Genomic DNA, 25523 nt, shown 5'->3' with positions numbered 1-25523 from the left:
TCGCTAAAGCGTTTTCAGACGACCTTTTTTGGCAGGGAGAACGTTACCGCCCGATTGCCAACTTGTTCAATATCTTGAAGGGGAAAACAATTGCTGCTTAGACGGTACAGCGGCCTACAGGTTTCAACTTCATGCTCAATATTATAAAATCCATCACCTTCCCAACATCCGCACCGCCCCATGAACTACGCCCTAGATGCCCTATGGTGGAAACTCGCCACCCCGTCCGTCCGCGACCTCGCCACCCTGTTGACTGCCCCGCCGCTTTGGCAAAGCGGTTGCGAATTGAGTGTGCGCGCTCTATTGGGCGAACGCGGCTTCCGCTATCTTTTGGATTTGGACGGTAATCCCGCCCCGCTCGACGACTATCTCGCCGAACATGCTCCCTTCGGCAACCGACTCGGCATCTACGCCGAGCGCCTGCTCGCATTTTGGTTCGCCCACGCGCCGCATACCGAATTGCACGCCTGCAACCTACCCGTGTTTTCAGACGACCTCACGCAAGGCGCCGCCGATTTCATCGCCTCCATCAACGGCAAACCCTACCATATCGAACTGACCTGCAAATATTACGGCAGCGACAGCGGCAAATCTACAGACCTGTGCGGACTCAATTCCAAAGACACCCTCGCCGCCAAAGTCGCCAAACTGCCCCGCCAACTCGCCCTGCTTCAATCCCTCGAAGGCAGCGAAACCCTGCGGCAAAACCGTCTCCCCGACGCGCCGCAACCCGCTTCCGTCATACGCGGCATCGGCTTTTTCCCCGCTGGCGCAAATTCCGCCGAAGCCCCGCTGAACCCATACTGCTGGTGTGGCGTCTTTATCCGAGACTGGTCGGCATATCCGACCCACGACGGCGCACGCTACCACTTCATCGACCGCATGGCATACCTCGCCCCCGCCCGCGTCGCCGAAGCGCAGACCCTGTCAGACCATGCTGTCCGCCAAATCGAAAGCGGTTTAATCGCCAAACTCGAATTGCGTCCCGACGGCTTTTGGCATGAAATCGAACGCATCATGAAGGTCGTCTGAAACCCGATTCAGGGTTTTCAGACGACCTTTCCAGTATAATCCAAGCCTTTCCCCCGATTGCGAACCCACCATGACCCCGATCCAACTCGACCATACCTCCAAAGTGCTGGCTGAAATGCTGACCTTCAAACAGCCTGCCGATGCCGTTCTGTCCGGCTACTTCCGCGAACACAAAAAACTCGGCAGGCAAGACCGCCACGAAATTGCCGAAACCGCCTTCGCCGCCCTGCGCCATTATCAAAAAATCAGTGCCGTCCTGCGCCGTCCGCACGCCCAGCCGCGCAAAGCCGCGCTTGCCGCACTCGTCCTCGGCAGAAGCACCAACATCAGCCAAATCAAAGACCTGCTCGACGAAGAAGAAACCGAGTTTCTCAGCGGCCTCAAAGCGCGCAAAACCGAATTTTCAGACGACCTCCATACCGCCGCCGAATTGCCGCAATGGCTGGTGGAGCAACTGCAAAAACATTTCAGCGACGAAGAAATCCTCGCCTTCGGCCGCAGCATTAACCAAGCCGCGCCGCTCGACATCCGCATCAACACGCTCAAAGGCAGACGCGACAAAGTGCTGACCCTGCTTCAAGCCGAAAGCCCCGATGCGGAAGCCACGCCCTATTCCCCTTGGGGCATCCGCCTGAAAAACAAAATCGCCCTCAACAAACACGAATTGTTTTTAGACGGCACGCTTGAAGTCCAAGACGAAGGCAGCCAGCTCCTCGCCCTGCTCGTCGGTGCCAAACGCGGCGAAATCATCGTCGATTTCTGCGCAGGCGCAGGCGGCAAAACCTTAGCCGTCGGCGCGCAAATGGCAAACAAAGGTAGAATCTACGCCTTCGACATCGCCGAAAAACGCCTTGCCAACCTCAAGCCCCGCATGACCCGTGCCGGACTGACCAACATCCACCCCGAACGCATCAGCAGCGAACACGACAGCCGCATCGCCCGACTCACCGGCAAAGCCGACCGCGTCCTGGTCGATGCCCCCTGCTCAGGCTTAGGCACGCTGCGCCGCAATCCCGACCTCAAATACCGCCAGTCGCCCGAAACCGTCGCCAAACTTTTGGAGCAGCAACACAGCATCCTCGATGCCGCCGCCAAACTGGTCAAGCCGCAAGGCAGGCTGGTTTACGCCACTTGCAGCGTGTTGCCCGAAGAAAACGAAATGCAGGTCGAACGCTTTTTGGAAGAACACCCGGAATACGAACTCCTCGACTGCGCCGAGCTGCTCGCCGGTTTGAAAATCGATTTAAACACCGGCAAATACCTGCGCCTCGATTCGGCAAAACACCAAACCGACGGATTCTTCGCCGCCGTTTTGCAACGCAAAGAATAAATGTTCAAACAAGGCGTAAATATATAGTGGATTAACTAAATCAGGACAAGGCGACGAAGCCGCAGACAGTACAGATAGTACGGAACCGATTCACTTGGTGCTTCAGCACCTTAGAGAATCGTTCTCTTTGAGCTAAGGCGAGGCAACGCCGTACTGGTTTAAAGTTAATCCACTATACGAAAGGTCGTCTGAAAACCTGATACTAGGTTTTCAGACGACCTTTTTAGCGCAGATTAAAGCGAATTTAATCGGGCAATACCCGTTTGCCGAAATCCTCGAACGATAAAGAAGAGAACAGGCAAAACACCCCGTTCCCTAAAATCCAAGCATACAAAAAAGGTCGTCTGAAAATTCAGACGACCTTTTGCGTTGTTGAAACTTAAGCCAAAGAAGCGTTTACAAACGCGGTCAATTGACCTTTTGCCAAAGCGCCGACTTTGGTGGCGACGTTTTCGCCGTTTTTGAACACCATCAGCGTCGGGATGCCGCGTACGCCGAATTTGGCGGGAGTGGCTTCGTTGTCGTCGATGTTGAGTTTGACGACTTTCAGACGACCTTCAAATTCGGCGGCGATGTCGTCCAAGATCGGAGCGATCATTTTGCAAGGGCCGCACCAAGGTGCCCAGAAGTCCAGCAATACGGGAACGTCGGATTTCAAAACGTCTTGTTCGAAATTTGCATCGGTGGTGTGGATAATCAGTTCGCTGCTCATGAGTTTTTCCTTTTTGTGTCAAATTGAATCAGATGTTGTGCAGGATAGGGCTTGGGGCTGAAAATTTCAAGTGTCGCCAAAGTGTAATAGTTTTTTTGTAAGACCGCCATCGCGATTGGCTAATGTTTTTCAGACGACCTGCCCGACAGTTCAGCCTGCCCTAAAGCTCATCAGATGGCGCGTGTAATCGCTGGAAGGGTTGGCAAATACGGTTTCGCAGTCGCCTTCTTCAACGATTTTGCCGTCTTTCAACACCATCACTCGGTGCGACAGGGCGCGGATGACGGCGAGGTCGTGGCTGATGATGATGAGGCTGAGACCGTGTTGTTTTTGCAAATCGGCGAGCAGCTCCAGAATCTGTTGCTGCCATTGTACGTCGAGCGCGCTGGTGGGTTCGTCCAAAACGAGGATTTTCGGGCGGACGATGATGGCGCGGGCGATGGCGAGCCGCTGGCGTTGTCCGCCGGAAAAGGCGTGCGGATAGCGTTCGAGCGCGTCTTCGGGCAGTCCGACCTGCCGCAATACGTCTTGCACGCGCTGCCGCATTTCTGCGCGGGACAAATCGGGTTCGTGGACGCACAGGGCTTCGGAAACGATATTAAAGACGTTCATGCGCGGGTTGAATGCGCCGAAGGGGTCTTGAAACACCATTTGGATGTCGCGCCTCGATTCGCGCGTCCAAGCTTCGCCGTTGATTTTCAGACGACCTTCCGCATCGATAAGGTGCATCACGGCTTTTGCGAGCGTGGTTTTGCCGCAGCCGCTCTCGCCGATGATGCCCAGCGTTTCGCCCGCTTTCAAATCGAAGGAAACCGGCTCCAGCAGGGTTTTGCTGCGTTTTTTGAACCAGCCCGCCGTTTCTTTGACGGCAACGGAAAGCTGCTCCGCCTGCAAGACGGTGGCGGGCTTGTCCGCCAAAGGCACGACCTTGCGCGCAGCGACGGCATTCAACAGCATTTGCGTGTATTCGTGTTGCGGGCGGGCAAACACTTCCGCCGCTGCACCCGTTTCGACAATGCGTCCGCCGCGCATCACGGCGACGTCGTCTGCAAAGCGGCGGACAAGGTTCAGGTCGTGGGTGATGTAGAGCATGGTCATGTTGTGCGCCTGCTGCAAACGCGCCAACAAATCGAGAATCTGCGCCTGCACGGCGACATCCAAGGCAGTAGTCGGTTCGTCGGCAATCAGGAGCTTGGGTTCGGCGGCAACCGCCATCGCAATCATTGCCCGCTGCCGCTGTCCGCCGGAAAGCTGGAAGGGATAGGCAAAGGCTTTCTGCTCCGGCTCGCGGATACCGGTTTCCGCCAAGAGTTCGACCGCCCTCGCCCATGCCTGTTTTTTGTCCAAGCCCAGATGCAGGGTCAACACTTCGGCAATCTGCGCACCGACGCGCATCACGGGATTGAGCGCGGTCATCGGTTCTTGAAACACCATGCCGATTTCCTGCCCGCGCAGCTTTTGCAGGGCGCGTTCGGATTGGGTCAGCAAATCGTTGCCGTCGAATTTCAGACGACCTTCAAACGACACCAGCGGATTCAGCCGCATAATGCCCTGCGCCAACACGGTTTTACCGCTGCCGCTTTCGCCGACCAATGCCAGCTTCCTGCCGGTCTGTACGGTCAGGCTGACATCGTGCAGAACTTGCTTACCGGGGAAAAAGGCGTTCAGGTTTTCAATTTCAAGGATGGGTTTCGTCATGATATGGAGGTCGTCTGAAAACGGAAAACGGTTGGAATCAAATCGGCAATACTCGCCGCACGGGCAGAAATCTTTACGAAGCAATAAGCCATATCTGATGATGAACAAAAAACGCACCCAGCAAACATCGGCTTTCTACTTTTCAGACGACCTCTAATTCAAACCCGCAAACCGAGGTCGTCTGAACGCTGATTATCTCTGAAACTGCTCTTTCAACACCCGTTTCAACACTTTGCCCGTGGCGTTTTTCGGCAGTTCGTCTTTAAAGTAAATCTGTTTGGGGATTTTGAAATTCGCCAAATGTCCGCGCAAATGGGCGCGCACGTCGGCTTCGTTCAACGTTTCGCCGTCTTTGAGTTGGATAAAGGCGATGATTTCTTCGTCGGCGTACTGGTCTTTCACGCCGATGACGGTTGCGGCTTCGACGGCGTCAAGTTTGTAAATCGCCTCTTCGATTTCGCGCGGATAAACGTTTTGTCCTTTGGAAATAATCAGGTCTTTTTTTCGGTCGACGATAAAGATGAAGCCGTCTTCGTCTATCGTGACAAAATCGCCTGTTTTCAACCAGCCGTTGACGATGGCTTCGTCGGTGGCATCGCGCATATTCAGGTAGCCCTGCATGACCGAACCGCCTTTGACGATGAGTTCGCCCACTTCGCCCGTCGGCACTTCGACCAATTCGTCGTTGACGGCTTTGACTTCCAATCCGGGCAAGGCGATGCCGACGCTGCGGGCTTTCTGCCTTTCGGGCGTGTTGACGGCGACAACGGGCGAGCATTCGCTCAAACCGTAGCCTTCCAAAAGCTTGGCACGCGGGAACTTCGCTTTAAAATCAAGGATGGTTTGTTCCGCCAAAGGCGCGCCGCCGCTGATAAACAGACGGACGCGGTTGAACCATCTGAGATACCAAGGGATTTTCGCCTTGCTCATGGCAGTGTAAATCGCGGGCACGCCCAAAAACACGGTCGCACGTTTGAATAAAACCTGTTTCAAAACGTTGGAAAACGGGAAAACGGATTTCACCAAAATAATCGAACACGCCATATAAATCGGCAGCAACACCATGGCCGTCAGCGTAAAGCTGTGGAACATCGGCAGGAACACGACGAAGCGGTCGCGTTTGGTAATCTTAAAAATGCGCTCGATGCCCTCAAGGTTGGAAAACAGGTTGCCATAGCTGATCAACGCGCCTTTGGGATGGCCTGTCGTGCCGGAAGTGTAAATAATATGCGCCAAATCATCGATTTTCGGCTGGCGGTTCAAATCGGGGGTACCCGAAAAACGGCGCGCTTCTTCAAAACGAACATCGGCTTCGTCCGCCGCTTTCGCCTCGCCTATCCAAATGATTTTCTCGACGCGGGTCTGTTTTTTCAGCCCCTTCAATTCTTTCTGCAAACCTGCCGAAGCAAACATAAACCTTGCTTTGCAGTCGTTCAAAATATACGCGTATTCGTTGTTTTTCAAAAACGTATTCATCGGTACGGCAACCGCGCCGATGGCGGAGACGGCAAAATAAGCGCTGATAAATTCGGGCGAATTGGATACCGCCAAAGCGACTTTGTCGCCGAATTTGACGCCCATATTTTGCAGATATGCGGCTACGGCATCGACTTCTTGCTTGAGCGCGTGGTAGGTGGTTTTTTCTTTGTCGTTGAACACCGCAGTACCTTTGCCGTTTTTACGGCAGGCAGCGGCCAGCATTTCATAAAAGTTTGTGTTGTGTGTTTGATTCATTGAAATTCTTTAAAAATGAAGTGAGTAAAATATTATAGAGGTCGCACTTATAAACAGGTTTTTCACCCTGAAGACAAGCATCGACCTGGAAAGCCATCTATATAGCAGGAAAATGAGCTATCGGCTATTTTTATATTCATCCGCAATACGGAAAATCATCCCCTAGCGCGCACGTCAAACGCCTGACGCAAACCCTCGCCTATCATCACCAGCAAAAGCAGCATAACCGTCAGCGTACCGACGGTGGACAAACCTATCCACCAAGCGTCCAAGTTGTCCTTGCCCTGCGCCAAGAGCTCGCCCAAACTCGCCTGCGACGCGGGCACGCCCAAACCGAGGAAATCCAAGCTGGTCAGCGCAAGCACCGCGCCGGAGATGCGGAAAGGCAGAAACGCCAATACGGGCGTGAGGCTGTTGGGCAGGATGTGCCGCCACATAATCGCGCGGTTGCCCACGCCCATCGAACGCGCCGCCAAAACGTAATCCGCCTGACGGTTTTTCAAAAACTCGGCGCGGACGTAGTCCGACAGCCCCATCCAGCCGAACAGCGACAGCAACACCAGCAAAATCAACAAACTGGGATTAAAAAACGAAGACAAGATAATCAGCAAATAAAGCTCCGGCATCCCGCCCCAGATTTCGATAAAACGCTGCATAAAAAGGTCGGTCTTGCCGCCGAAATAACCCTGCACCGCACCGGTGATCACGCCGATCACGGTCGTTACCAAAGTCAGCGCAAGGGCAAACAACAGGGAATCGCGGAATCCGTAAACCAAACGCGCCAAGACATCGCGACCGCGGTCGTCCGTGCCGAGCAAGTGCCTTTCGGACGGACTTGCAGGGTCGGGCTGCGTGTCGAAATCATTGAGCGTATCGGCATCGTAGGGATTGGGCAGATAAACGGCGTAATTGCCGATTGACGTGATGTTGCCGCGTATCAGCGGGTCTAGGTAATCGGCAGGCGTATCGAAATCGCCGCCAAACACGGTTTCGTTGTATTCGTTTACCAGCGGAAAATAATATTCGCCCTGATAACGTATCCACAAGGGCTTGTCGTTGCTCCACAAAGGTGCAAGCAGCGCGACGGCGAACAAAACGGCTAAAACCCGCAACGCGAACCAGCCGCGTTTGTGTTGCTTGAATGCCTGCCAAGTGGAGTTTGAGGTGTGTGTTTTCATGGTTTGGAAAGGTTTATCAGTCATGATTCGGAAACATTTTTTCAGACGACCTATTTCTGTCCGCCGAAATGAATGCGCGGATCGACCCACGAATAAGAAATATCCGACACTAATTTCGCCAGCAAACCCATCAGTGTGAACACATACAGCGTCCCCATCACCACCGGATAATCGCGCTTCATCACCGCCTCGTAGGAAAGCAGACCCAGCCCGTCGAGCGAGAACAAGGTTTCAATCAGTAGGCTGCCGGTGAAAAACGCGCCGATAAAGGCTGCGGGAAAGCCGGTAATCAGCGGAATCATCGCGTTGCGGAAAACGTGTTTCCACAAAATCTGCTTTTCCGGCAGGCCCTTGGCGCGGGCGGTATAGACATATTGGCGGCGGATTTCTTCAAGGAACACGTTTTTCGTCAACACCGTCGTTACCGCCAGACTGCCCGCCACCGAAGCCGTAATCGGCAACGCCATGTGCCACAGATAATCCTTGATTTTGCCCGCCCACGACAGCGTGTCGAAATCATCGCCGACCAAACCGCCCTGCGGAAACCACGCAAAAAAGCTGCCGCCGCCGAACAACACCAGCAGCACCAAACCCAACACAAACGGCGGTATTGTATAACCGACCAGCACCACCATCCCCGTTACCGCATCAAAACGGCTGCCGTCGCGCACCGCCTTGGCAATGCCCAACGGAATACAAATCAGATAAGTCAGGAAAAACGTCCACAAGCCCAAACTCATCGACACCGGCATTTTCTGTTTGACCAGCTCGAACACGGTTTCATGATGGAAAAAACTCTTGCCCAAATCAAAACGGGCAAACCGCCACACCATATCCGCAAACCGCGTCAGCGGCGGCTTGTCAAAACCGTACAGCGCATTCAACGCCGCCAAATCTTCCGGACTGATGCGGTTGCCGTTTTTCATGATATTGCCCGCCGTCGCATTCGCCGTCTCGCCGCTGACCGCACCATGCGTCAACTGCTGCACCATCTGCTCCACCGGTCCGCCCGGCACGAATTGGATAACGGCAAAAGTAATCGCCAAAATCCCCAACAGCGTGGGGATTAGGAGTAATAGGCGGTGGAGGATGTAACGGTACATGCTTGGGGTATTCCTCTATTTGGGTTTTAAGGTCGTCTGAAAAGTACGGATTGCTTTCAGACGACCTATACTTTTGATACTTGTAAAAAATTTAACTGATAAGCCAGCTAATAAACCTATCCAGCAAATCTTTCTGATTATTGCCAGCCGCTTCGACCATTTCCAATGTCAAACTATCCGACCACACAATAAAATATCCGTAACGTCCTTTTTTGATAAGTGCACTGGCTTTCTTACCTGTATCTGTCAAACGGTAGAACTTACCGTCTATTTCCTGCAAGCCCGCATGACACAGTTTCGCATTGCATTCTTCCGTTGTTACTTCCCATTTTTCTGCCAGCTTAGCGACAGTCAATGTATCGTATTTTTTAGCAATTTCTGTATCTTGACTTTTCTGCGCTACTTGCTCTTTTTCTACTACGTCGACTGAAATCTTAACTTCATCGCTAATACGGATAATACGCTGCGCTTCGCTATAAGCATCTTGATAGACTTCTCCATCTTCACTACGCTTCAGCAAGATACCCATTTCATTATTATTTACTTGGCTGAATTCATATAAATTCAGGCTTGTAATAATGCAAGCATCTTCGCTGACGTAACATTTTGCATGAAGATTCGGACAATAGCTTGTACGAACATAATTTAAATTTTTCAACCAAGCTGCCTCTGATGGCTGCAATTCACTTTTACCATACTGAAAAATTGTGAGCTTTTCAGACGGCATTGAGCCGTAAATCATGGAACGCGTGCGTGCTGGAGCACACACCTTACGCATGGATTTTAGGTTTCATGCAGGCTACAGCTTGCTGCTGCGGCGGTATAAAAGTATTTTTAGTGATTTACCGTTTTTGGTATTTTTGCCCGACGGGGTTAAAAATACAGTTGCTACTCTTGCTGCATGATATTGGCAAGATTTAATTTAAATGTTTGTTGAATCTTGTTTACATCCTTAGCAAAAATATGATAGTCACTCGAAGAATAGATAGATTTTATTCTATCCAAATTAGTTTGTTGATAACATTTTTTCATTTCCGCGATGAAAAAATTATCTTTTCCTCTTTCATTGAGACAGTTATTTTCTAACAGATAGATTGCCCATGCTGTAAAAATAAATGTACTATCTTCCGGATATTCAGATAAATAAATTTCGAATTCAATTATAGAATATTCAGCTGCTTCAATTAATGTTATATCTAAATCTCTGACAAATTTTTCCGTTATATTTTTAAATAATTTCTTGAATTCTATATAATTTTTTATTTTTTCCATGATTCTATTTTCCTGTAAAAATATTTAATTGAATATTTGGATAGCGATTTCTAAACTCTAAAATAACATTGCTGCAAGATTGACAGGCCTTTAATTCTGTAAATAGATCAATTCTACCTGATACATTACGATTATTTCCGAGTTGCTGTGCTATAGTTTCAAGTAATTTATATTCTCCATTACAATCCGCACATCGATTTTCATGCGGTCTTTGTCTTCTAAAAGCTCTTTTACCCTATCGTTTAATTTTAGATAAGGGCTAATCAAATAAAGCCGTTCCTGTGCATTTTTAATTAACTCCTCCAAGTAATACGTTGTACCGCTGGTATTTAAAAATTTTGCCATTTTCTTCTTTCCTGCAATGTTTATTTGATTTATTCGCGGGCAGAGCCCACGCTACGCAGTTGCTTTATATTATTCTGACAGTTGAAACAATAGACTTCACTATCGTTTAGGTCGTCTGAAAATTGCTGCGACAAACTTTCAGACGACCTTCCTTATTTCTCCAAAGCCTCTTGCAGTTTCTTCTCAATCAAATCCGCATCAAACGATTTGGCAATCAGCTCGAAGCGCGAGTCGCGCCGCCATGAGACTTGGTTAGCGCCCCACTGCCCGTCCACCCAGTTGAGCCACACCCATGTGCCGAGCACTTGGAACACACCTTTGGCGCGGACGAGACCGTCTGTGAATTTGGGCAGGTCGTTGAAGAAGTTGGTCAATTTTTCGCCGTCAAAATCGCGTCCGGCGGGGAATGTGAAACCTTGCGACTGGAAGCCCATGGTGTTGTCCGGCAGGGCTTTGAGGCGGTAGCGTGATTTTTCGATGACGGGAATGTCGAGCCATTGGATGTTGAGTTGTGCGTTTTGGACTTCAACCACTTTGGCTTTGGGCGGGAACAGTTTTGCCGCTTTGTCGTGAAATTCGGCAAGCTGTTCGGGGGTACATAAATCGGTTTTGCTGGCGACCAATACGTCGCAGATGCCGATTTGGTCTTTATACAATGCCTGCTGCGCGTAATCGGGGTTGATGAACTGGCGCGGATCGACGACGGTAAAGACGGCGCCGATTTCCAAAAGGCTGTCCAGCGGTTTGGCTTTCAATTCGTCGATGACGCTGGCGGCATGCGCCAGTCCGCTTGCTTCAATCATCAGGCGGTCGGGCTTGGCGTCGCGCAGCATTTTCTGCACGGTTACGCCCATTTGCGGACCGGCGGTGCAACACAAACAGCCGCCGGCGATTTCTGCCACGGGGATGCCGTTGTCGCTCAGTACGGCGCCGTCAATACCGATTTCGCCAAACTCGTTGACGATGATGACCCATTTCTCGTTCGGGTCTTTCTGTTCCATCAGGCTTTTGAGCGCGGTGGTTTTGCCTGTTCCCAGAAAACCTGAAATCAGGTGGACTTTGGTTTTTTTCACTTCTGACATTTTTTACAGATTCCAGTTAAAACAACGTGTTCTTCTTTCAGCGCAAAGCCGCTTTCGGCAACACCTGCGCGCAGTGCAGCCCATTCGTGGCTCAGGGTTTGCTCGTCCGCCGTACCGCATTCGGTGCAGACCAAAATAAATGCGCTATGGTGCGCTTCGGCTTCTTCGTGGTCGTGGCAATGGTCGTCGCACTCGTGCTGCGCATGGCTGCACAAAATATAGCCGTTGACCGCCGCCACTTTGTGCAAAACGCCCTGCTCCGCCCAAAAATCAAGGGCGCGGTAGGCCGTCGGCGGCGCAACCACGCCCTCGCTTTGCTGCTGCATCTGCGACAAGACGTTGTAGGCTTTAATCACGCCGCTTTGCTGCAAAACGATATCGAGCACCTGCTCGCGCAAAGCGGTTACCTGTACGCCGTCACGGCGTGCCTGTTCGAGGATTTTTTGTTTGATTGCGTTTTTCATAAAGGCTTTCAGACGACCTTAAAATTCTGAACGGAGAGGATTACATTATAACGTGTTTATGTAAGATGCAGATATTCGGAGGTCGTCTGAAACCGAGCGCCACCGTTCAGACGACCCATCCCATCCAATCTGCCTATTTAAACCACGACTTAATCCGTGCAAACAAAGACATGCTTTGTTTTTCGAAACTCTCCGCCTGCGCAGGCACGGGCAGCGTATTGCGGATGACTTTCATACCGGCAAACGTTTGGGCGACGGGCATGATTTCGATGGAATTGACGTTCATGTGCGCCGGACGCTGATAAAGCCACAAAGCCGTATCCGCAATGTCTTGCGGCCGGATGGATTCGACGTTCTCATAAACCTTTTCCGCCCGCTCGTCATCACCCTTAAAGCGGACGTTGGAAAACTCGGTACCGCCGCACAAACCCGGCTCGATGTTGGTAACGCGGATGTTTTTATCCGCCAATTCCGCACGCAGGTTCATGCTGAACTGGCGCACAAACGCCTTGGTCGCACCGTACACGTTGCTGCCTTCATAAGCATAGCTGCCGGCAATTGAACCCAGATTCATGATATAGCCTTGTTTGCGCTCCGCCATTTGCGGCAGGATTTGACGCGTCAGGAAAGTCAAACCGACGATGTTCGTTTGAATCATGGTTTCCCAATCGCTGAAATCCGCCTTGTCCGCCGTTTCCAAACCCAAAGCCAATCCGGCGTTGTTGATCAGGCAATCGATTTCGGCAAAATTTTCAGGCAGGCTGTCGAGCGCGTTGCGTATCGACTCGGTACGCGAAACGTCCATTTCCAAAGGATAAAACCGCTCGCCCAATTCGGCCGCCAATGCCTGCAGTTTCTCGCCGCGCCGTGCCGCACCGATAACGGAATAACCGGCCTGTACAAACGTGCGGCACATCGCCTCGCCGAAACCGGCTGACGCGCCGGTAACCAAAATCGCCATAACTATTTCCTTTCTTTTCTCGTTTTGTAAACCCATTTCAGGTATGATTACGACTTTTCAGACGACCTCTTTGGATGTCGTCTGAAAAATATGAATAACAAAATACTATCACAGGACACCAAAGCCATGAATACCAAACTCTTCTCAGCGGCGCTGCTCGCTGCCCTGACCCTTGCCGCCTGCGGTGGCGGCGCACCCGCGCAACCCAAAGGTCCGATCTCCGAAGACCGTACCACCGCGTTCAAATCCATGATGCCCGAGTTCTCCAGCATGGGCAAAATGGTAAAAGGCGAAGAGCCTTACGACGTGGAAAAATTCAAGCAGGCTGCGGCAACTTTTGCCGAAACCAGCAAAAAACCTTTCACCTTCTTCCAATCTGACGACAAAGGCAACGGCCGCGCCCTGCCTGCGGTTTGGTCTGATGCGGCCAAATTCAAAGCCGAAGAAGACAAATTCGCCGCAGCCGTTGAAAAACTGAACGCCACCGCGCAAACCGGCAAGCTGGAAGAAATCAAAGCCGCTTACGGCGAAACCGGCGCAAGCTGCAAATCCTGCCACGACACCTTCCGCGCTCCGGAAGAATAAGCTGCTGCACTGACATACAAAAAGGTCGTCTGAAATCCGGTTTCAGACGACCTTTTTTTGATTTTTTAATGATTGCTGTGCTTAATAATCGGTTTCAACGGCAATCCAACCTGCGCGCAAACGCTTTCATGTTCCGTAAACGTCAAGTTTGACGGTTTGCCTGTCAGTTATCCTTGTTTTCACAAAAACGCTAAAAAGAAGACCCGCCGAATAATCGACGGGTTTTCGTATGTTGGCGGAGTAAGAGGGATTCGAACCCTCGATGCAGGTTGACCCCACATGCTTCCTTAGCAGGGAAGTGCCTTCAGCCTCTCAGCCATTACTCCTAAGGAAGTGCGTAATATACTGGTTTGACTCGGACGTGTCAAGCCGAGCCTGAGGGTATTTTTTAACCGTATGAAATCATTTGTATAAAATATAAAGAAGCGTGAAATTGTAGCCCGTATGCGGCGGCTGGTACAATTCATGCTTGCTTTCAGGATGTGATGAAAATGAATGATTTAATCGTATTGAACAAGCCTTATGGCGTGATTTGCCAGTTTTCGGCGCATGAAAAGTATGGCTGTTTGAAAGATTATGTGGCGCTGCCGGACTTTTATCCGGCGGGACGTTTGGATACGGACAGCGAGGGTTTGCTGCTGCTGACAAACGACGGGCGTTTGCAGGCGCGGATTGCGGATCCTAAGTTTAAACTGGAGAAAACTTATTGGGCGCAGGTGGAAGGTTCGCCTGACGAAGCGAAGCTGGATATGCTGCGGCGCGGTGTGGATTTGGGGGATTTTGTCACGCGTCCAGCAAAGGTTCGCGTGTTGGAAGCGGGCGAAGCGGATGTTTTATGGCCGCGCGTGCCGCCTATCCGCGTGCGCAAGTCCGTGCCTGATTTTTGGGTGGAAATTCGGATTTCGGAAGGGAAAAACCGACAGGTCAGGCGGATGACGGCTAAGGCGGGTTTTCCGTGCCTGCGTTTGGTCAGGGTGGCAATAGGTCGTCTGAACGTGTTTGATTTGGGCTTGGGGCTTGGGCAATGGACGTTTGCGCCGCATAAGCCTTGATGGATGGCTTTTTATTAAATTAATTGGCTGAAATTGATTGGCTGATAACAAAAAAGGTCGTCTGAAACCCCTGCAATACGGTTTTCAGACGACCTTTGTTATTGGATATTAATGATGCGTATGACCGATTTGGAAGGTCAGGGTGGTGTAGTTCGCCTGTTTTTGGCACACGCTTTGATCGGGGAAATCGGCTTTGTGTTCTACGCTGGCTTTCCAAAAGCCTTGACGCAGGGGGATGATGCTGACTTCGCCTTTGTCGTCCGTGGTATCGGAGAAGGCTTGGGCTTCGGTTTTGTGGGTTTTGCTGCGGTCGCTGGTGTCGAAACCGTCAAATGTGGCGGTAACGGTGGCGTTGGGCAGCGGCTCGCCGTTGAAAAGGACGCGGACTTTAAAGCGTTCGCCGACGTGGACGTTGGCGGGGTTGTCCAACGGAACGATTTCTAGATGTTGTCCGACTTGCTTGGTGATGACGGCGGTGTCCGCGCTTTCGTGTCCGACATTGACGATGTTTTTACCGAACATTCGGGTTTGTTCGCAATAGCTGGCGTCAGGCATTTCTTTGATGCTCGCCTGTTTCCAGCCTGCGCTGTTTTTAGACCAGAAGGTTGGTTGGTATTCTGCGGTAACGAGGTAGCTGCCGTCTTTGACAGGGAGTTTGCTGCGGTATTGGTAGTTGTACGTCCCTTTTTGAATCAGATTTTCTTTGCCTTTTTCGGTAATCAGCTGCATGGGCTTGCTGAAAATGTGCAGGCGGTCTTTGGCGATGGGTTCAAGTTCGGGGAACTCGCCGTAGCCCAATTCGGCTTGCAGGTATTCACCGCCGTGCGTATGGGCGGTTTCGACCCAGACGCGGTGTGCTTGGGCGGTTGTGCTGAACAGGAGTGCAGATGCGATAAACAATGCGGTTTTTTTCATGGGTTCTCCAAATGTATCGGGTAGAAATTTGATTGGTTATAATATAACAATTTTATTTATAACAAAACAGTTTCATAAAAAAAGGTCGTCTGAAAACAGGATTTCTGTTTTCAGACGACCTTTCGCTTAGCTGATGTTTAAGCGTTAACCGGCTTTAGAAGCAATCTAAGGTTTTCGTTTTTCACTTGCAACAGCAGATCGATATTGGGATGTTTGCCCGGATTGGCTTGCGCATCGGCAACATGTTCGGCAAACCAATCCAAACCCTGCGCTGCTGCTGCGGCATCGAGTTTGCCGCCGAAATTCAATGCCAAAGCGTTGTACAGTTTGAGCGAGCCTTGCTTGCCGGGTGCGTTGGGGATGTGATGGACGGCTTTGCCTTGTGCGTCGAGGATGTCGAGTCCGCTCAAATGACCGATGTCGGGCATGGCGGCGAGGTTGTCTTGGAAGCTCATGGTTGTCCTTTCTAACATGGGATTTTCAACGAAAAATACCTTGTATAGTGGATTAACTTTAAACCAGTACGGCGTTGCCTCGCCTTAGCTCAAATAGAACGATTCTCTAAGGTGCTGAAGCACCAAGTGAATCGGTTCCGTACTATCTGTACTGTCTGCAGCTTCGTCGCCTTGTCCTGATTTAAATTTAATCCACTATAAAAAGGTCGTCTGAAACCCATACATTCAGTTTCAGACGACCTCAAATCACGAATCAGCGTGTACCGAAAATCTTATCGCCCGCATCGCCCAAGCCGGGGATAATGTAGCCGTTTTCGTTCAGATGGCTGTCGAGGGCGGCGGTGTAGATGGTGACGTCGGGATGCGCTTCATTGACGGCTTTGACGCCTTCGGGCGCGGCAACGAGTACCAACGCTTTGATATTTTTGCAGCCTTTCGCCTTCAGCAAATCAATGGTGGCAACCATAGAGCCGCCGGTAGCGAGCATGGGGTCGATAATCAGCGCGGGACGTTCGTCCATGCTGTCCACGAATTTTTCAAAATAGGAAACGGGTTTAAGCGTTTCTTCGTCGCGCTGCAATCCGACCACGCTGATTTTGGCAGTCGGAATCAGGTCGAGCACGCCGTCGAGCATACCCAAACCGGCACGCAAAATCGGGACGACGGTCAAGGTTTTGCCCTTGATGCGGTCGCCTTCGATTTGACCGCACCAGCCGTCGATAATGTATTTTTCAATTTCAAAATCACGGCTGGCTTCGTAAGCCATCAGGCGCGCCAGCTCGGTAGTGAGGGTGCGGAATTTGTAAGTGCTGCAATCGGCCTCGCGCATGAGCGTGAGTTTGTGGCGGACAAGGGGGTGATTGATAACGGTTACGTTCATTTGGCAGGCCTCGGATTGTTTTTGAATGGGTGTGATTATACTTTTTTTTATAATGAAACAAAATAAAGGATACGCAACGGCGGCTTATTTTCTGCGATCTTCAGGCTTACGTTTCCCCAATGGTTTTGCCCCACTCTTCTATCTGGCGGTTTAAACCGCTCCCTACACCTTCACCCGACACCCCAACTTCGCGCTTTCATATACTTTCTTCCAGCAGTCCCAGCACTTGCGCCACTTGGCGCGGTTGCACCGCTGCGGGAGATTTACCTTGCAGCGCGTCATAAAGGTTTTCATAAAACGCCGCATAATTGCCGCTGACGCTTTCGATTTTTTTGCGGACGACCACACCGTCGATTTCCGTATGCAGGATGCCCCTTTCGTCTTCTGATTCACGGTTCCACGCTCCGACGGGTTGCACGCCGCCGAGCAGCAGGGCTTCTTGGTTGTCGGCATTTTGTTTGACGTATGAACCGCGTTTGCCGTGCAAAGTCATGAACGGCAAAGGCTCGCGGGCATATTTGCTTGCGGTCAGGGCGACTTTTTTGCCGTCGGCGTAATAAAGCGCGATATAGAAATTATCGTCGCTGACTGCTCCGTCATGCTGATAGCGCACGTCGGCATAAAGCTCGTCGGGCATCCCGAAAACATCGACCGCCATATCCATGAGGTGCGAACCCAAATCGTACACCAGCCCTACGCCCGCCTCGCCCGTTTCCTTCCAGCGTTTTTTGTTCAAGGCAGCCGCATAACGCTCGAAACGGAACTCCGCATCCACAATTTCGCCCAAAAGGTCGTCTGAAAGCAGCTTTTTGGCGGTCAGCGGCGCGCTGTCCCAACGGCGGTTTTGGTAAACGGTCAGCAATACGCCCTGCCGCTCGGCAAGTTCCGCCAGTTGCAAGGCTTGCGCCGCCGTGGCGCACAATGGTTTTTCCACCACCACATTTTTACCTGCACACAAAGCCTGAGCGGCAAAATCGAAATGCGTCTGGTTCGGCGTGGTCACGACCACCAAATCCACATCGTCGGTAAGCAATTCCTCAAACGAACGCACGGTCTGCGCCTGCGGCAGGACTGCCTGAGCTTTGTTGCCGCTGCGTTCAAACACGCGCACGACTTCATACCGCGCATCCGCACGCCAAAACGGCAGATGGAACACCTGTGCCGACATGCCGAACCCCGCCAATCCGATTTTGATTTTCCGCATAGCCAAACTCCTTTTCAGACGACCTCAAATTGCCGTATATCCGTTATAATACCGTACTTATTTCACACAGGCCGTCTGAAAACAAAGTTGAAACGGCCGCCTCCGTTTAAGGAAAACCATGAGAAAACCGCAACGCGGCTATGCCCGCCAAGACCGTGTCAAAGAACAAATCATGCGCGAACTGGCCGAGCTGGTCCGCACCGGACTGAAAGACCCGCGCGCAGGCTTCATCACCATCAACGAAGTCGAAGTTACCCGCGATTACAGCCACGCCACCGTGTTCTACACCGTCCTCGACGACAGCACCCGCGACATCACCGAAGAAGCCTTGGAACACGCCAAAGGTCACTTGCGCAGCGAATTGGCGAAACGCATCAAACTCTTCAAAACGCCCGAACTGCACTTCAAATACGACGAATCGCTCGAACGCGGCATGAGCATTTCCAGCCTCATCGACCAAGTAGCGGCGGAAAAGCCGGTGGAAGATTAAAGGTAAAGGTCGTCTGAAAACGCCGCAGTCAAAGCGCGAACCTGTTTTCAGACGACCTTTTGCAATCATTTCCCGCCCACACAACTGCCGCTTACCCTTCCCCACCATCATGACCGCCAAACCTGCCAAACGCCCCGTCAACGGCGTCCTCCTGCTCGACAAGCCCGAAGGACTTTCCAGCAACACCGCCCTGCAAAAAGCCCGCCGCCTCTACAACGCTGAAAAAGCGGGACATACCGGCGTACTCGATCCTTTGGCAACCGGACTTTTGCCCGTCTGCTTCGGCGAAGCGACCAAGTTCGCCCAATATCTGCTGGATGCCGATAAAGCCTACACCGCCACGCTGAAACTCGGCGAAGCCAGCAGCACCGGCGATGCAGAAGGCGAAATCATCGCCACTGCCCGCGCCGATATTTCCTTAGCCGAATTTCAGACGGCCTGCCAAGCTCTGACAGGCAACATCCGCCAAGTGCCGCCGATGTTTTCCGCCCTCAAACACGAAGGCAAACCGCTGTACGAATACGCCCGCAAAGGCATCGTCATCGAACGCAAACCGCGCGACATCACCATTTACGCCATTGATATTACCGAGTTTGACGCACCCAAAGCCGTCATCGACGTACGTTGCAGCAAAGGCACCTACATCCGCACCCTCAGCGAAGACATCGCCAAACACATCGGCACGTTCGCCCACCTGACCGCCCTGCGCCGCACCGAAACCGCCGGTTTCTCCATCCGCGAAAGCCACACGCTCGAAGCCTTGGCAGAATTAAACGAAACCGACCGCGACGCCCTACTCCTGCCCTGCGACGTTTTAGTGCGGCACTTCCCCAAAATCGAACTGAACGACCGCGCCGTAGCCATGCTCAAATGCGGCCAGCGCCCGCAGTTTACCGAGAACATCCCCGTCAATCAGCCCATCCGCGTTTACGACAGAAGCGGAACATTTATCGGCTTGGTGGAATACCAAAAAGAAATCAGCCGCCTCAAAGCCCTGCGGCTGATGAATACGGCGAAAGACTGAATGGTTTGATGATTCAGTGAAAATATAGGAAAGGTCGTCTGAAAAAGCGGGAAAACGGTTTTTCAGACGACCTTTTTTACAACCATGTTTTGATTGCCAGCCGGTCTAGGAAAGATAACGCAATGTAGCGTGGGCTTTGCCCACGAAGATGATGAGTAAAAGAGCTGGAGATAATAAGTAAAAAATCTGCCGAAACTTCCCCTATTATCCGCGGGCAAAGCCCACGCTACGGGTTTTAAGTAAACATAGTGTGATGAACACAAAACAGGTCGTCTGAAAACGTACAACTTCTGTTTCAGACGACCTCTTACCCATAAAAAACCGCAGGGATAAACCTGCGGTTTGCTGTTTTACAGTTTGCTGTCTTCGCTGTCGAGGAAGCTTCTGAGGCGGTCGCTGCGGGTTGGATGACGCAGTTTGCGCAGGGCTTTGGCTTCGATTTGACGGATACGTTCGCGGGTTACGTCAAACTGTTTGCCCACCTCTTCGAGCGTATGGTCAGTATTCATGTCGATACCGAAGCGCATACGCAGGACTTTGGCTTCGCGCGGGGTCAGGCTTTCGAGGATTTCTTTGGTGACTTCGTGCAGGCTGGTGTACATCGCGGCGTCTGCAGGGGCAACGTTGTTGGCGTCCTCGATGAAGTCGCCCAAGTGCGAATCGTCGTCGTCGCCGATCGGGGTTTCCATCGAAATCGGCTCTTTGGCGATTTTCATGATTTTGCGGATTTTGTCTTCCGGCATTTCCATCAACTCGGCAAGTTTGGCGGAATCGGGCTCTTCGCCGGTTTCTTGCAGATACTGGCGGGAGATGCGGTTCATCTTGTTGATGGTTTCAATCATGTGCACCGGAATACGGATGGTGCGCGCCTGGTCGGCAATCGAGCGGGTAATCGCCTGACGGATCCACCATGTCGCGTAGGTGGAGAATTTGTAGCCGCGGCGGTATTCGAACTTGTCGACCGCCTTCATCAAGCCGATATTGCCTTCCTGAATTAAATCAAGGAACTGCAAACCGCGGTTAGTGTATTTTTTGGCGATGGAAATCACCAGACGCAAGTTTGCCTGAATCATTTCCTGCTTGGCGGCTGCGGTTTCTTTTTCGCTCGACACCATGTTTTTGTTGATGTCTTTCAGCTCTTCAATGGAAATGCGGGTTTCTTTTTCCATGTTCGCCAACTCGGTTTGTTTTTCGAGGATGGCGTGGCGGAAGCGGTCGAGCGCGTCGCTCCAGACTCTGCCTTTGGCAACTTCTTCTTCCACCCATTTCAGGTTGGTGATTTCGGGCAGGAAGTTTTGGATGAAGTAGTCGCGTTCCATATGGGCGCGGTCAAGGCAGATGTCGCGGATTTCGCGTTCGAGCTTGCGGATGTTTTCGACACGGCTGCGCAAATTACCGCTGAGACTTTCGATTTGGCGGGTGGCGAAGCGGACTTCCAAAAGTTTGTTGGCGATGGCGTCGCGGTGTGCCAGATAATCGGGGTGGCGGCTGTCGTGTTTTTCCAGCTTTTTGATCATCTTGCCGTATTCGCTTTCGATGAAGGCGAAATGATCCAGCACTTTTTGCTTCAATTCGGCAAGATGGGCGGCGGACATGGCTTCGGAGTCGCTGCCGGAATCGTCGTCATCTTCGTCTTCATCCGCTTCATCTTCATCGCTGCTGCCCGAATCGTCGTCGTTTGACGCGCTTTCCAAGTGTCCCAAGCCCAATTCATTGAGCAACACTTCGTTCGGATCGATGATGGCTTCGACCACTTCGTCCACGCGGATTTCATCCTTGCGGATTTGCTCGATCAGGGCGAGGATTTCGGCAATGGAACCCGGACAGGCGGAAATCGCCTGCACCATGTTTTTCAGGGCGTTTTCGATTTTTTTGGCGATGATGATTTCGTCTTCGCGGGTCAGCAGGTCAACCTGCCCCATTTCGCGCATATACATACGCACGGGGTCGGTAGTTCTGCCAAACTCGGAGTCCGCGCTGGACAAGGCAGCTTCGGCCTCGGCAACGGCATCGTCGTCGGTTACGGCGGCAGCGTTGTCGCTCAACAAAATGTCTTCCGCATCAGGCGCTTGCTCGGTCACTTGGATGCCCAAGCCGGAAATCATGCTGACGATGTTGTCGATTTGATCCGCATCGGACATATCGTCGGGCAAGGCGTCGTTGATTTCGGAATAAGTGATGTAGCCGCGTTCCTTACCCATAATGATGAGCTGGCGCAGGCGGGCGCGCTGCTCTTCGAGGGTCAGCGGACGGTTGTCGTCCTGTTCTTGATAGTCTTCGTGATTTTGGTCTTTAGACATGGATTACTTTCTTGATCTGATGGTGTGCCGACGGTTTGCATGATGCACCTGAAGGCGGAACAGAGTGATAACCGATTTAAAGTCAATCTTTTGGGTTATCACTCTGAGGTCGTCTGAAAGCTCTTTGGAACGGGTGTTCTGCGGGATCATATTCGCAGCTTGGGAAAATGCTTTTCTGACGGCCTGAAGGTTGCTGGATTCGGCTGGGATTGCCGTTCGTTCAATTTTGCTTTGCCGTCAAAAGCGACAGCAAGAGTTTTTTTTCATTTTCATTCAAACCCGATTGCAGGCTTTTCTGCTTGAGGGTTTCGATTTGCTTGTATTTTAACTCGTTAAGGAGTTTCTTCATGCCGATTTGGAAGTTCTCGCGGTCTTCTTCGCCTCCGCCTTCCATTTCTTCAGAATAGAGTGTCGATTGGAAGATTTGGTTCACGGTTTCTTCATAAGGAGAACCGCGCATATACTCTAAAACCTGCGCGGTAGCAGGCACGGCGGCATGGCTTTTAATGGTTTCGGCGAGATTGGCAAGACAGGCGAAATCGCCGTCCAACGCCAAATAATCGGGCAGGTCTATATATGCAGCCCAATCCGGATTTATCAAGAGGCTGCGGATTTGCCGTTGCACCAGCGTCAGCATGACCGGCTGTTTGACGGAAATCGGAGGCAGTTTGTAGCTTTTTTGTTTGACGTGCCGCTTCGGCGCTTCCTGCCCCAGCAGTTGGGCGAGATTGTCGGGATCAATGCCGACCAGTTCGCTAAGCCGTTGTTTCAACAAATAAGCCAATGCCGGCGCGGTGATTTGCGCCAAAAGCGGCGAACTGGTTTTCACCAATTCCGCCTTACCTTCCTGCGTATTGAGATTGAGGTCGTCTGAAAGATGTTCCCAGAAATACTCCGACAAAGGCTTGCTTTGATTCAACAGCGCATCTTCAAATTGCGCTTTTCCATAGGCGCGGATGTAGCTGTCGGGGTCGTGTTCTTCCGGTAAGAACAAAAAATGTAGCGATTTATCGTCTTTCAACTGCGGCAACGCGTTTTCCAGCGCGCGCCAAGCCGCTTTCCGCCCCGCACTGTCGCCGTCGAAACAAAAATAAATACTGTCCGCCTGCCGCATCAGGATTTTGACGTGTTCCGCCGTCGTCGCCGTGCCCAAAGCCGCCACGCCGTAGCCCACGCCGAACTGCGCCAGCGCGACCACGTCCATATAGCCTTCGACCACCAAAATCCGCCCTGCTTCCTTGACCGCAGCACGTCCTTCATACAATCCGTAAAGGTTTTTCCCCTTGTCAAACAAAGGCGTATCGGGCGAATTCAAATATTTTGGCTTCGAGTCGTCCAACACCCTGCCGCCGAAACCGATTACCTGCCCGCGCGGATTGCGGATGGGGAACATAATCCGATGACGGAAGCGGTCATAATGCCGACCCTCGTTGTCAATCACCATCCCCGTATCCACCAACGCGGTATTCGGGTACGGTTGGAACACTTGCGCCAAAGGCTGCCAACCGTCGGGCGCGTAGCCCAAACCATAATGCGCAATGACTTCCGCGCTCAAGCCGCGCTTGTCCAAATAAGCCTTCGCCGCCGGATTGAATTTCAACTGTTGCGCGTAAAAATCCGCCGCTGCTGCCGTCGTTTCCTCCAGCGTCTGCTGTTTTTTCTTACGTTCGGCGCGGACTTCAGGATTATCGTTCTGCCCGCGCACTTTAGGCACGACCATGCCCACACGGTCAGCAAGAAACTGCACCGCCTCCGGAAACGACAGCCCCTGATGTTCCATCACAAAACCAATCGCCGAACCATGCGCCCCGCAACTGAAACAATGATAAAACTGCTTGGTCGGACTGACCGAAAACGACGGCGTCTTTTCCTTGTGGAACGGACAACAAGCCATATAGTTCGCCCCGCCCTTCTTCAGCGGAACCTGCTCGTCGATAATATCGACAATATCGACTTTGGCCAGAAGCTCGTCAATGAAATCGGATGGAATCATAGTTCGGCGGATGCGTATGGACGGGACAAACGTTTTCAGACGACCTTTGATCTTAAAGGTCGTCTGAAAACAGAATCTCAAATCGGGTTGGGAATAAGGTTCGTATTATAACGTGTATTCAGGATAAAAATAGCACTCTTACAAAACCGACTCCTTAGCTGACAGCTTATGCAACAGAAACCCTCGAGGTCGTCTGAAAATTCGTTTTCAGACGACCTCGGGCGCTTAAAATCTGTATTCTGCTTTGATGGTAAATTCGTTGCGTTTGTAGCGGTTCAGCCAGGACGAGCTTTTGTTGTCGGTGTGTTTTACGGTGAGGACGGGTACGAAGCCGCGGAGGAAAGGACGGTCAAATTTGATGTCCAACTGATAGGTGCGTTCGAAATCATGGCGGCGGGTTTCCAGCCAGGCATGGTAGTCCTGATAGGCTGTTTTACGCCAGATTGCCTGAAAGGTGGCGTCGATGCCGGATTCAAAACGCTTGTTGACACCCGCGCGCAGGCCGTGCCGACGGTAGGAATCCACTTTTTCGCGGCTGTTTTTGCGCAGGTAGTCGTAGCCGCCGAATACCAGCCAGTCTTTCGGCAGGGCGTAGATGGCGGTGGTGAACAGAAGCGTCTGCGGGCCGTTGAAATGTTTTAATTCGCCGCGGTAGCGGTCGTATTTGTGGTCGAACTGCACACCCAGCGAGGCTTGGTCGGAAAAGGTACGGCTGTATGCCGTGCTGATGCCGGCGCTGCTGTCGCGCAGTTTGCCGCCCGACCATTCGTATTGCACCTGCGGGCCGATACTGAAGGAATGGTCTTTGCTCTGAAAACTGTAAGCGGGGCTGACGTTGATATTGTGTTCGCCGTATTCTTTGTTGCCGGGATAGAGCCGGCCCCATGCGTAGCCGCCCAGTTGCAGACCGTGGTGGCCGTTGAGCGAAATGCGTCTGCTCAAGTTGGCTTCATATACCCACATCCGGTTTTTCAACGCATCGGGCGCGTAGGCGTCAAGCTGTTCGTTGCGGCAGGACAGCATTCCGTCGCCGTCCAGAATCGGCTGCCCGTTCGAATCGAAACCGCAGCTTGTCTGATTGCGGACGACCGTCGCGCCCGACGACTGGTTTAAGTTGGTGTCGTAACCCGCGCCGAACGAAACCGAGCCGCTCCACGCATCGCGTTTCTTCAAAGCGTCGGCAAACACTTTGATTTTCTCATTGACGGCGGGCACTTCGGGAATATCGATGCCGTCGAACAATGCCGCTGATTCTTTGTTTTGTTTGTCTATAAACAGCAGCCGCGCCAAATCCAGGCGGCCGCGCAGAAATTCGGGATTTTTGCGATAAAGCTCGCGGTATTTCGCCAGCGCGGCCTTCAAATCGTCGCGGAACACCGCCTGATTGGCCTCGGCAAACAGCACTATATCGGGATCGTAATCATCCTGACGGCGGTAAATGTCCAACAGCCGTGCCGTTTCCTCCTCGTTTTGCGCGTTGACCGCCTTCATCAGCGACAACGCCAAATCTTCGCCGTCCTGCACTTCTCCCGCGCCGAACTCAATCGCCGTATTGTCCGCTTCATTCCTTTCCTGCTGCGCGCGGCGGAGTTCCGTTCCCTGTTTGAGCTGCATGAAGCGGTCTTCCCTGTCGTCGGCAAACGCGTGGGGCAGCAGGCTCAGAAAAACGGGCAGGATGAGCAGGCGTTTCATTTAGATTACTTTCCTTTTGGTG

General features: G+C 52.0%; 24 protein-coding genes, 1 tRNA gene and 1 pseudogene. 6 read left to right on the top strand and 20 right to left on the bottom strand.

Annotated elements, in window-relative coordinates:
- Nucleotides 1-180 precede the first annotated feature (180 nt).
- Nucleotides 181-1032, top strand: coding sequence for a DUF1853 family protein (locus AAG834_RS01165; protein WP_342030999.1), 852 nt, complete (start codon nt 181-183; stop codon nt 1030-1032).
- 70 nt (nt 1033-1102) lie between these two features.
- Nucleotides 1103-2362: an RsmB/NOP family class I SAM-dependent RNA methyltransferase gene (locus tag AAG834_RS01160; RefSeq protein ID WP_342030998.1), complete on the top strand. Its 1260-nt coding sequence runs from the start codon at nt 1103-1105 to the stop codon at nt 2360-2362.
- Between the two features lie 379 nt (nt 2363-2741).
- Here the strand turns inward: AAG834_RS01160 and trxA are convergent, their stop codons facing one another.
- From trxA to AAG834_RS01100, 12 genes and pseudogenes are all read right to left on the bottom strand, one after another.
- Nucleotides 2742-3074, bottom strand: a complete 333-nt coding sequence (gene trxA / locus AAG834_RS01155) for a thioredoxin TrxA (protein WP_049223229.1) — start codon at nt 3072-3074, stop codon at nt 2742-2744.
- A gap of 150 nt (nt 3075-3224) precedes the next feature.
- Complete coding sequence (locus AAG834_RS01150) at nt 3225-4772, bottom strand: ABC transporter ATP-binding protein (RefSeq protein ID WP_342030997.1); 1548 nt, start codon at nt 4770-4772, stop codon at nt 3225-3227.
- Nucleotides 4773-4964: 192 nt separating this feature from the next.
- Entirely contained in the window at nt 4965-6506 is a 1542-nt protein-coding gene (locus AAG834_RS01145; RefSeq protein WP_342030996.1) for a fatty acid--CoA ligase, read from the bottom strand.
- Between the two features lie 155 nt (nt 6507-6661).
- Nucleotides 6662-7708, bottom strand: a complete 1047-nt coding sequence (locus tag AAG834_RS01140; protein WP_342030995.1) for an ABC transporter permease — start codon at nt 7706-7708, stop codon at nt 6662-6664.
- Nucleotides 7709-7734: 26 nt separating this feature from the next.
- Nucleotides 7735-8787 (bottom strand): ABC transporter permease subunit, encoded by a 1053-nt coding sequence (locus AAG834_RS01135; protein WP_016687013.1) that lies wholly within the window; start codon nt 8785-8787, stop codon nt 7735-7737.
- Between the two features lie 91 nt (nt 8788-8878).
- The gene (locus AAG834_RS01130) at nt 8879-9529 is read right to left on the bottom strand and encodes a DNA repair protein (RefSeq protein ID WP_342030994.1); all 651 of its coding nucleotides are present in this window, start codon (nt 9527-9529) and stop codon (nt 8879-8881) included.
- 146 nt (nt 9530-9675) lie between these two features.
- Nucleotides 9676-10059, bottom strand: coding sequence for a hypothetical protein (locus AAG834_RS01125; protein ID WP_002219725.1), 384 nt, complete (start codon nt 10057-10059; stop codon nt 9676-9678).
- Between the two features lie 4 nt (nt 10060-10063).
- Nucleotides 10064-10240: pseudogene (locus AAG834_RS01120) on the bottom strand (deaminase domain-containing protein); the annotation flags it as partial.
- The gene (locus AAG834_RS01115) at nt 10210-10404 is read right to left on the bottom strand and encodes a hypothetical protein (RefSeq protein WP_003757858.1); all 195 of its coding nucleotides are present in this window, start codon (nt 10402-10404) and stop codon (nt 10210-10212) included. The pseudogene AAG834_RS01120 and the gene AAG834_RS01115, both read right to left, overlap by 31 nt.
- A gap of 152 nt (nt 10405-10556) precedes the next feature.
- The gene (locus AAG834_RS01110) at nt 10557-11486 is read right to left on the bottom strand and encodes a CobW family GTP-binding protein (protein WP_342030993.1); all 930 of its coding nucleotides are present in this window, start codon (nt 11484-11486) and stop codon (nt 10557-10559) included.
- Nucleotides 11474-11950, bottom strand: coding sequence for a Fur family transcriptional regulator (locus AAG834_RS01105; RefSeq protein ID WP_342030992.1), 477 nt, complete (start codon nt 11948-11950; stop codon nt 11474-11476). Before AAG834_RS01105 ends, AAG834_RS01110 begins: the two co-directional genes overlap by 13 nt.
- Nucleotides 11951-12083: 133 nt before the next feature.
- On the bottom strand, nt 12084-12911 hold the full coding sequence (locus AAG834_RS01100; RefSeq protein WP_342030991.1) for an SDR family oxidoreductase: 828 nt from the start codon (nt 12909-12911) through the stop codon (nt 12084-12086).
- Between the two features lie 126 nt (nt 12912-13037).
- Here AAG834_RS01100 and AAG834_RS01095 point away from each other — a divergent pair, with 126 nt between their 5' ends.
- On the top strand, nt 13038-13496 hold the full coding sequence (locus AAG834_RS01095; RefSeq protein ID WP_203026256.1) for a c-type cytochrome: 459 nt from the start codon (nt 13038-13040) through the stop codon (nt 13494-13496).
- 233 nt (nt 13497-13729) lie between these two features.
- On the opposite strand, the gene AAG834_RS01090 is transcribed toward AAG834_RS01095, so the two are convergent.
- Nucleotides 13730-13822 (bottom strand) — tRNA-Ser (locus tag AAG834_RS01090).
- Between the two features lie 165 nt (nt 13823-13987).
- Here AAG834_RS01090 and AAG834_RS01085 point away from each other — a divergent pair.
- Nucleotides 13988-14548 (top strand): pseudouridine synthase, encoded by a 561-nt coding sequence (locus tag AAG834_RS01085; protein WP_342030990.1) that lies wholly within the window; start codon nt 13988-13990, stop codon nt 14546-14548.
- A gap of 108 nt (nt 14549-14656) precedes the next feature.
- Here the strand turns inward: AAG834_RS01085 and AAG834_RS01080 are convergent, their stop codons facing one another.
- The 4 genes from AAG834_RS01080 to AAG834_RS01065 form a co-directional block, all read right to left on the bottom strand.
- Nucleotides 14657-15463: a DUF4198 domain-containing protein gene (locus AAG834_RS01080; RefSeq protein WP_009313193.1), complete on the bottom strand. Its 807-nt coding sequence runs from the start codon at nt 15461-15463 to the stop codon at nt 14657-14659.
- A 137-nt stretch (nt 15464-15600) separates the two neighbouring features.
- Nucleotides 15601-15918: a DUF2322 family protein gene (locus AAG834_RS01075; RefSeq protein ID WP_003763340.1), complete on the bottom strand. Its 318-nt coding sequence runs from the start codon at nt 15916-15918 to the stop codon at nt 15601-15603.
- A 253-nt stretch (nt 15919-16171) separates the two neighbouring features.
- Nucleotides 16172-16798 carry a uracil phosphoribosyltransferase gene (gene upp / locus AAG834_RS01070; RefSeq protein ID WP_003744890.1) on the bottom strand — a complete coding sequence of 209 codons (627 nt, stop codon included), beginning with the start codon at nt 16796-16798 and terminating at the stop codon, nt 16172-16174.
- Between the two features lie 196 nt (nt 16799-16994).
- The gene (locus tag AAG834_RS01065; RefSeq protein ID WP_342030989.1) at nt 16995-18002 is read right to left on the bottom strand and encodes a Gfo/Idh/MocA family oxidoreductase; all 1008 of its coding nucleotides are present in this window, start codon (nt 18000-18002) and stop codon (nt 16995-16997) included.
- 118 nt (nt 18003-18120) lie between these two features.
- Between AAG834_RS01065 and rbfA the strand changes: the two genes are divergently transcribed.
- Nucleotides 18121-18492, top strand: a complete 372-nt coding sequence (gene rbfA, locus AAG834_RS01060) for a 30S ribosome-binding factor RbfA (RefSeq protein WP_003685554.1) — start codon at nt 18121-18123, stop codon at nt 18490-18492.
- 109 nt (nt 18493-18601) lie between these two features.
- On the top strand, nt 18602-19516 hold the full coding sequence (truB, locus tag AAG834_RS01055) for a tRNA pseudouridine(55) synthase TruB (RefSeq protein ID WP_342030988.1): 915 nt from the start codon (nt 18602-18604) through the stop codon (nt 19514-19516).
- A gap of 350 nt (nt 19517-19866) precedes the next feature.
- On the opposite strand, the gene rpoD is transcribed toward truB, so the two are convergent.
- The 3 genes from rpoD to AAG834_RS01040 form a co-directional block, all read right to left on the bottom strand.
- Nucleotides 19867-21816, bottom strand: a complete 1950-nt coding sequence (gene rpoD, locus AAG834_RS01050; RefSeq protein WP_070513851.1) for an RNA polymerase sigma factor RpoD — start codon at nt 21814-21816, stop codon at nt 19867-19869.
- 220 nt (nt 21817-22036) lie between these two features.
- Nucleotides 22037-23809, bottom strand: a complete 1773-nt coding sequence (gene dnaG, locus AAG834_RS01045) for a DNA primase (RefSeq protein WP_342030987.1) — start codon at nt 23807-23809, stop codon at nt 22037-22039.
- 225 nt (nt 23810-24034) lie between these two features.
- A complete protein-coding gene (locus AAG834_RS01040) occupies nt 24035-25501 on the bottom strand; it encodes a surface lipoprotein assembly modifier (protein ID WP_342030986.1) in 1467 nt (488 codons plus the stop codon).
- Between the last annotated feature and the right edge of the window lie 22 nt (nt 25502-25523).

Origin of the sequence: Neisseria sp. Marseille-Q2251 (assembly GCF_940793045.1) — a bacterium.
GTDB lineage: Bacteria > Pseudomonadota > Gammaproteobacteria > Burkholderiales > Neisseriaceae > Neisseria.
The sequence above is the reverse complement of the archived record's forward strand: the minus strand, read 5'-3'. Positions and strand labels throughout refer to the sequence as shown.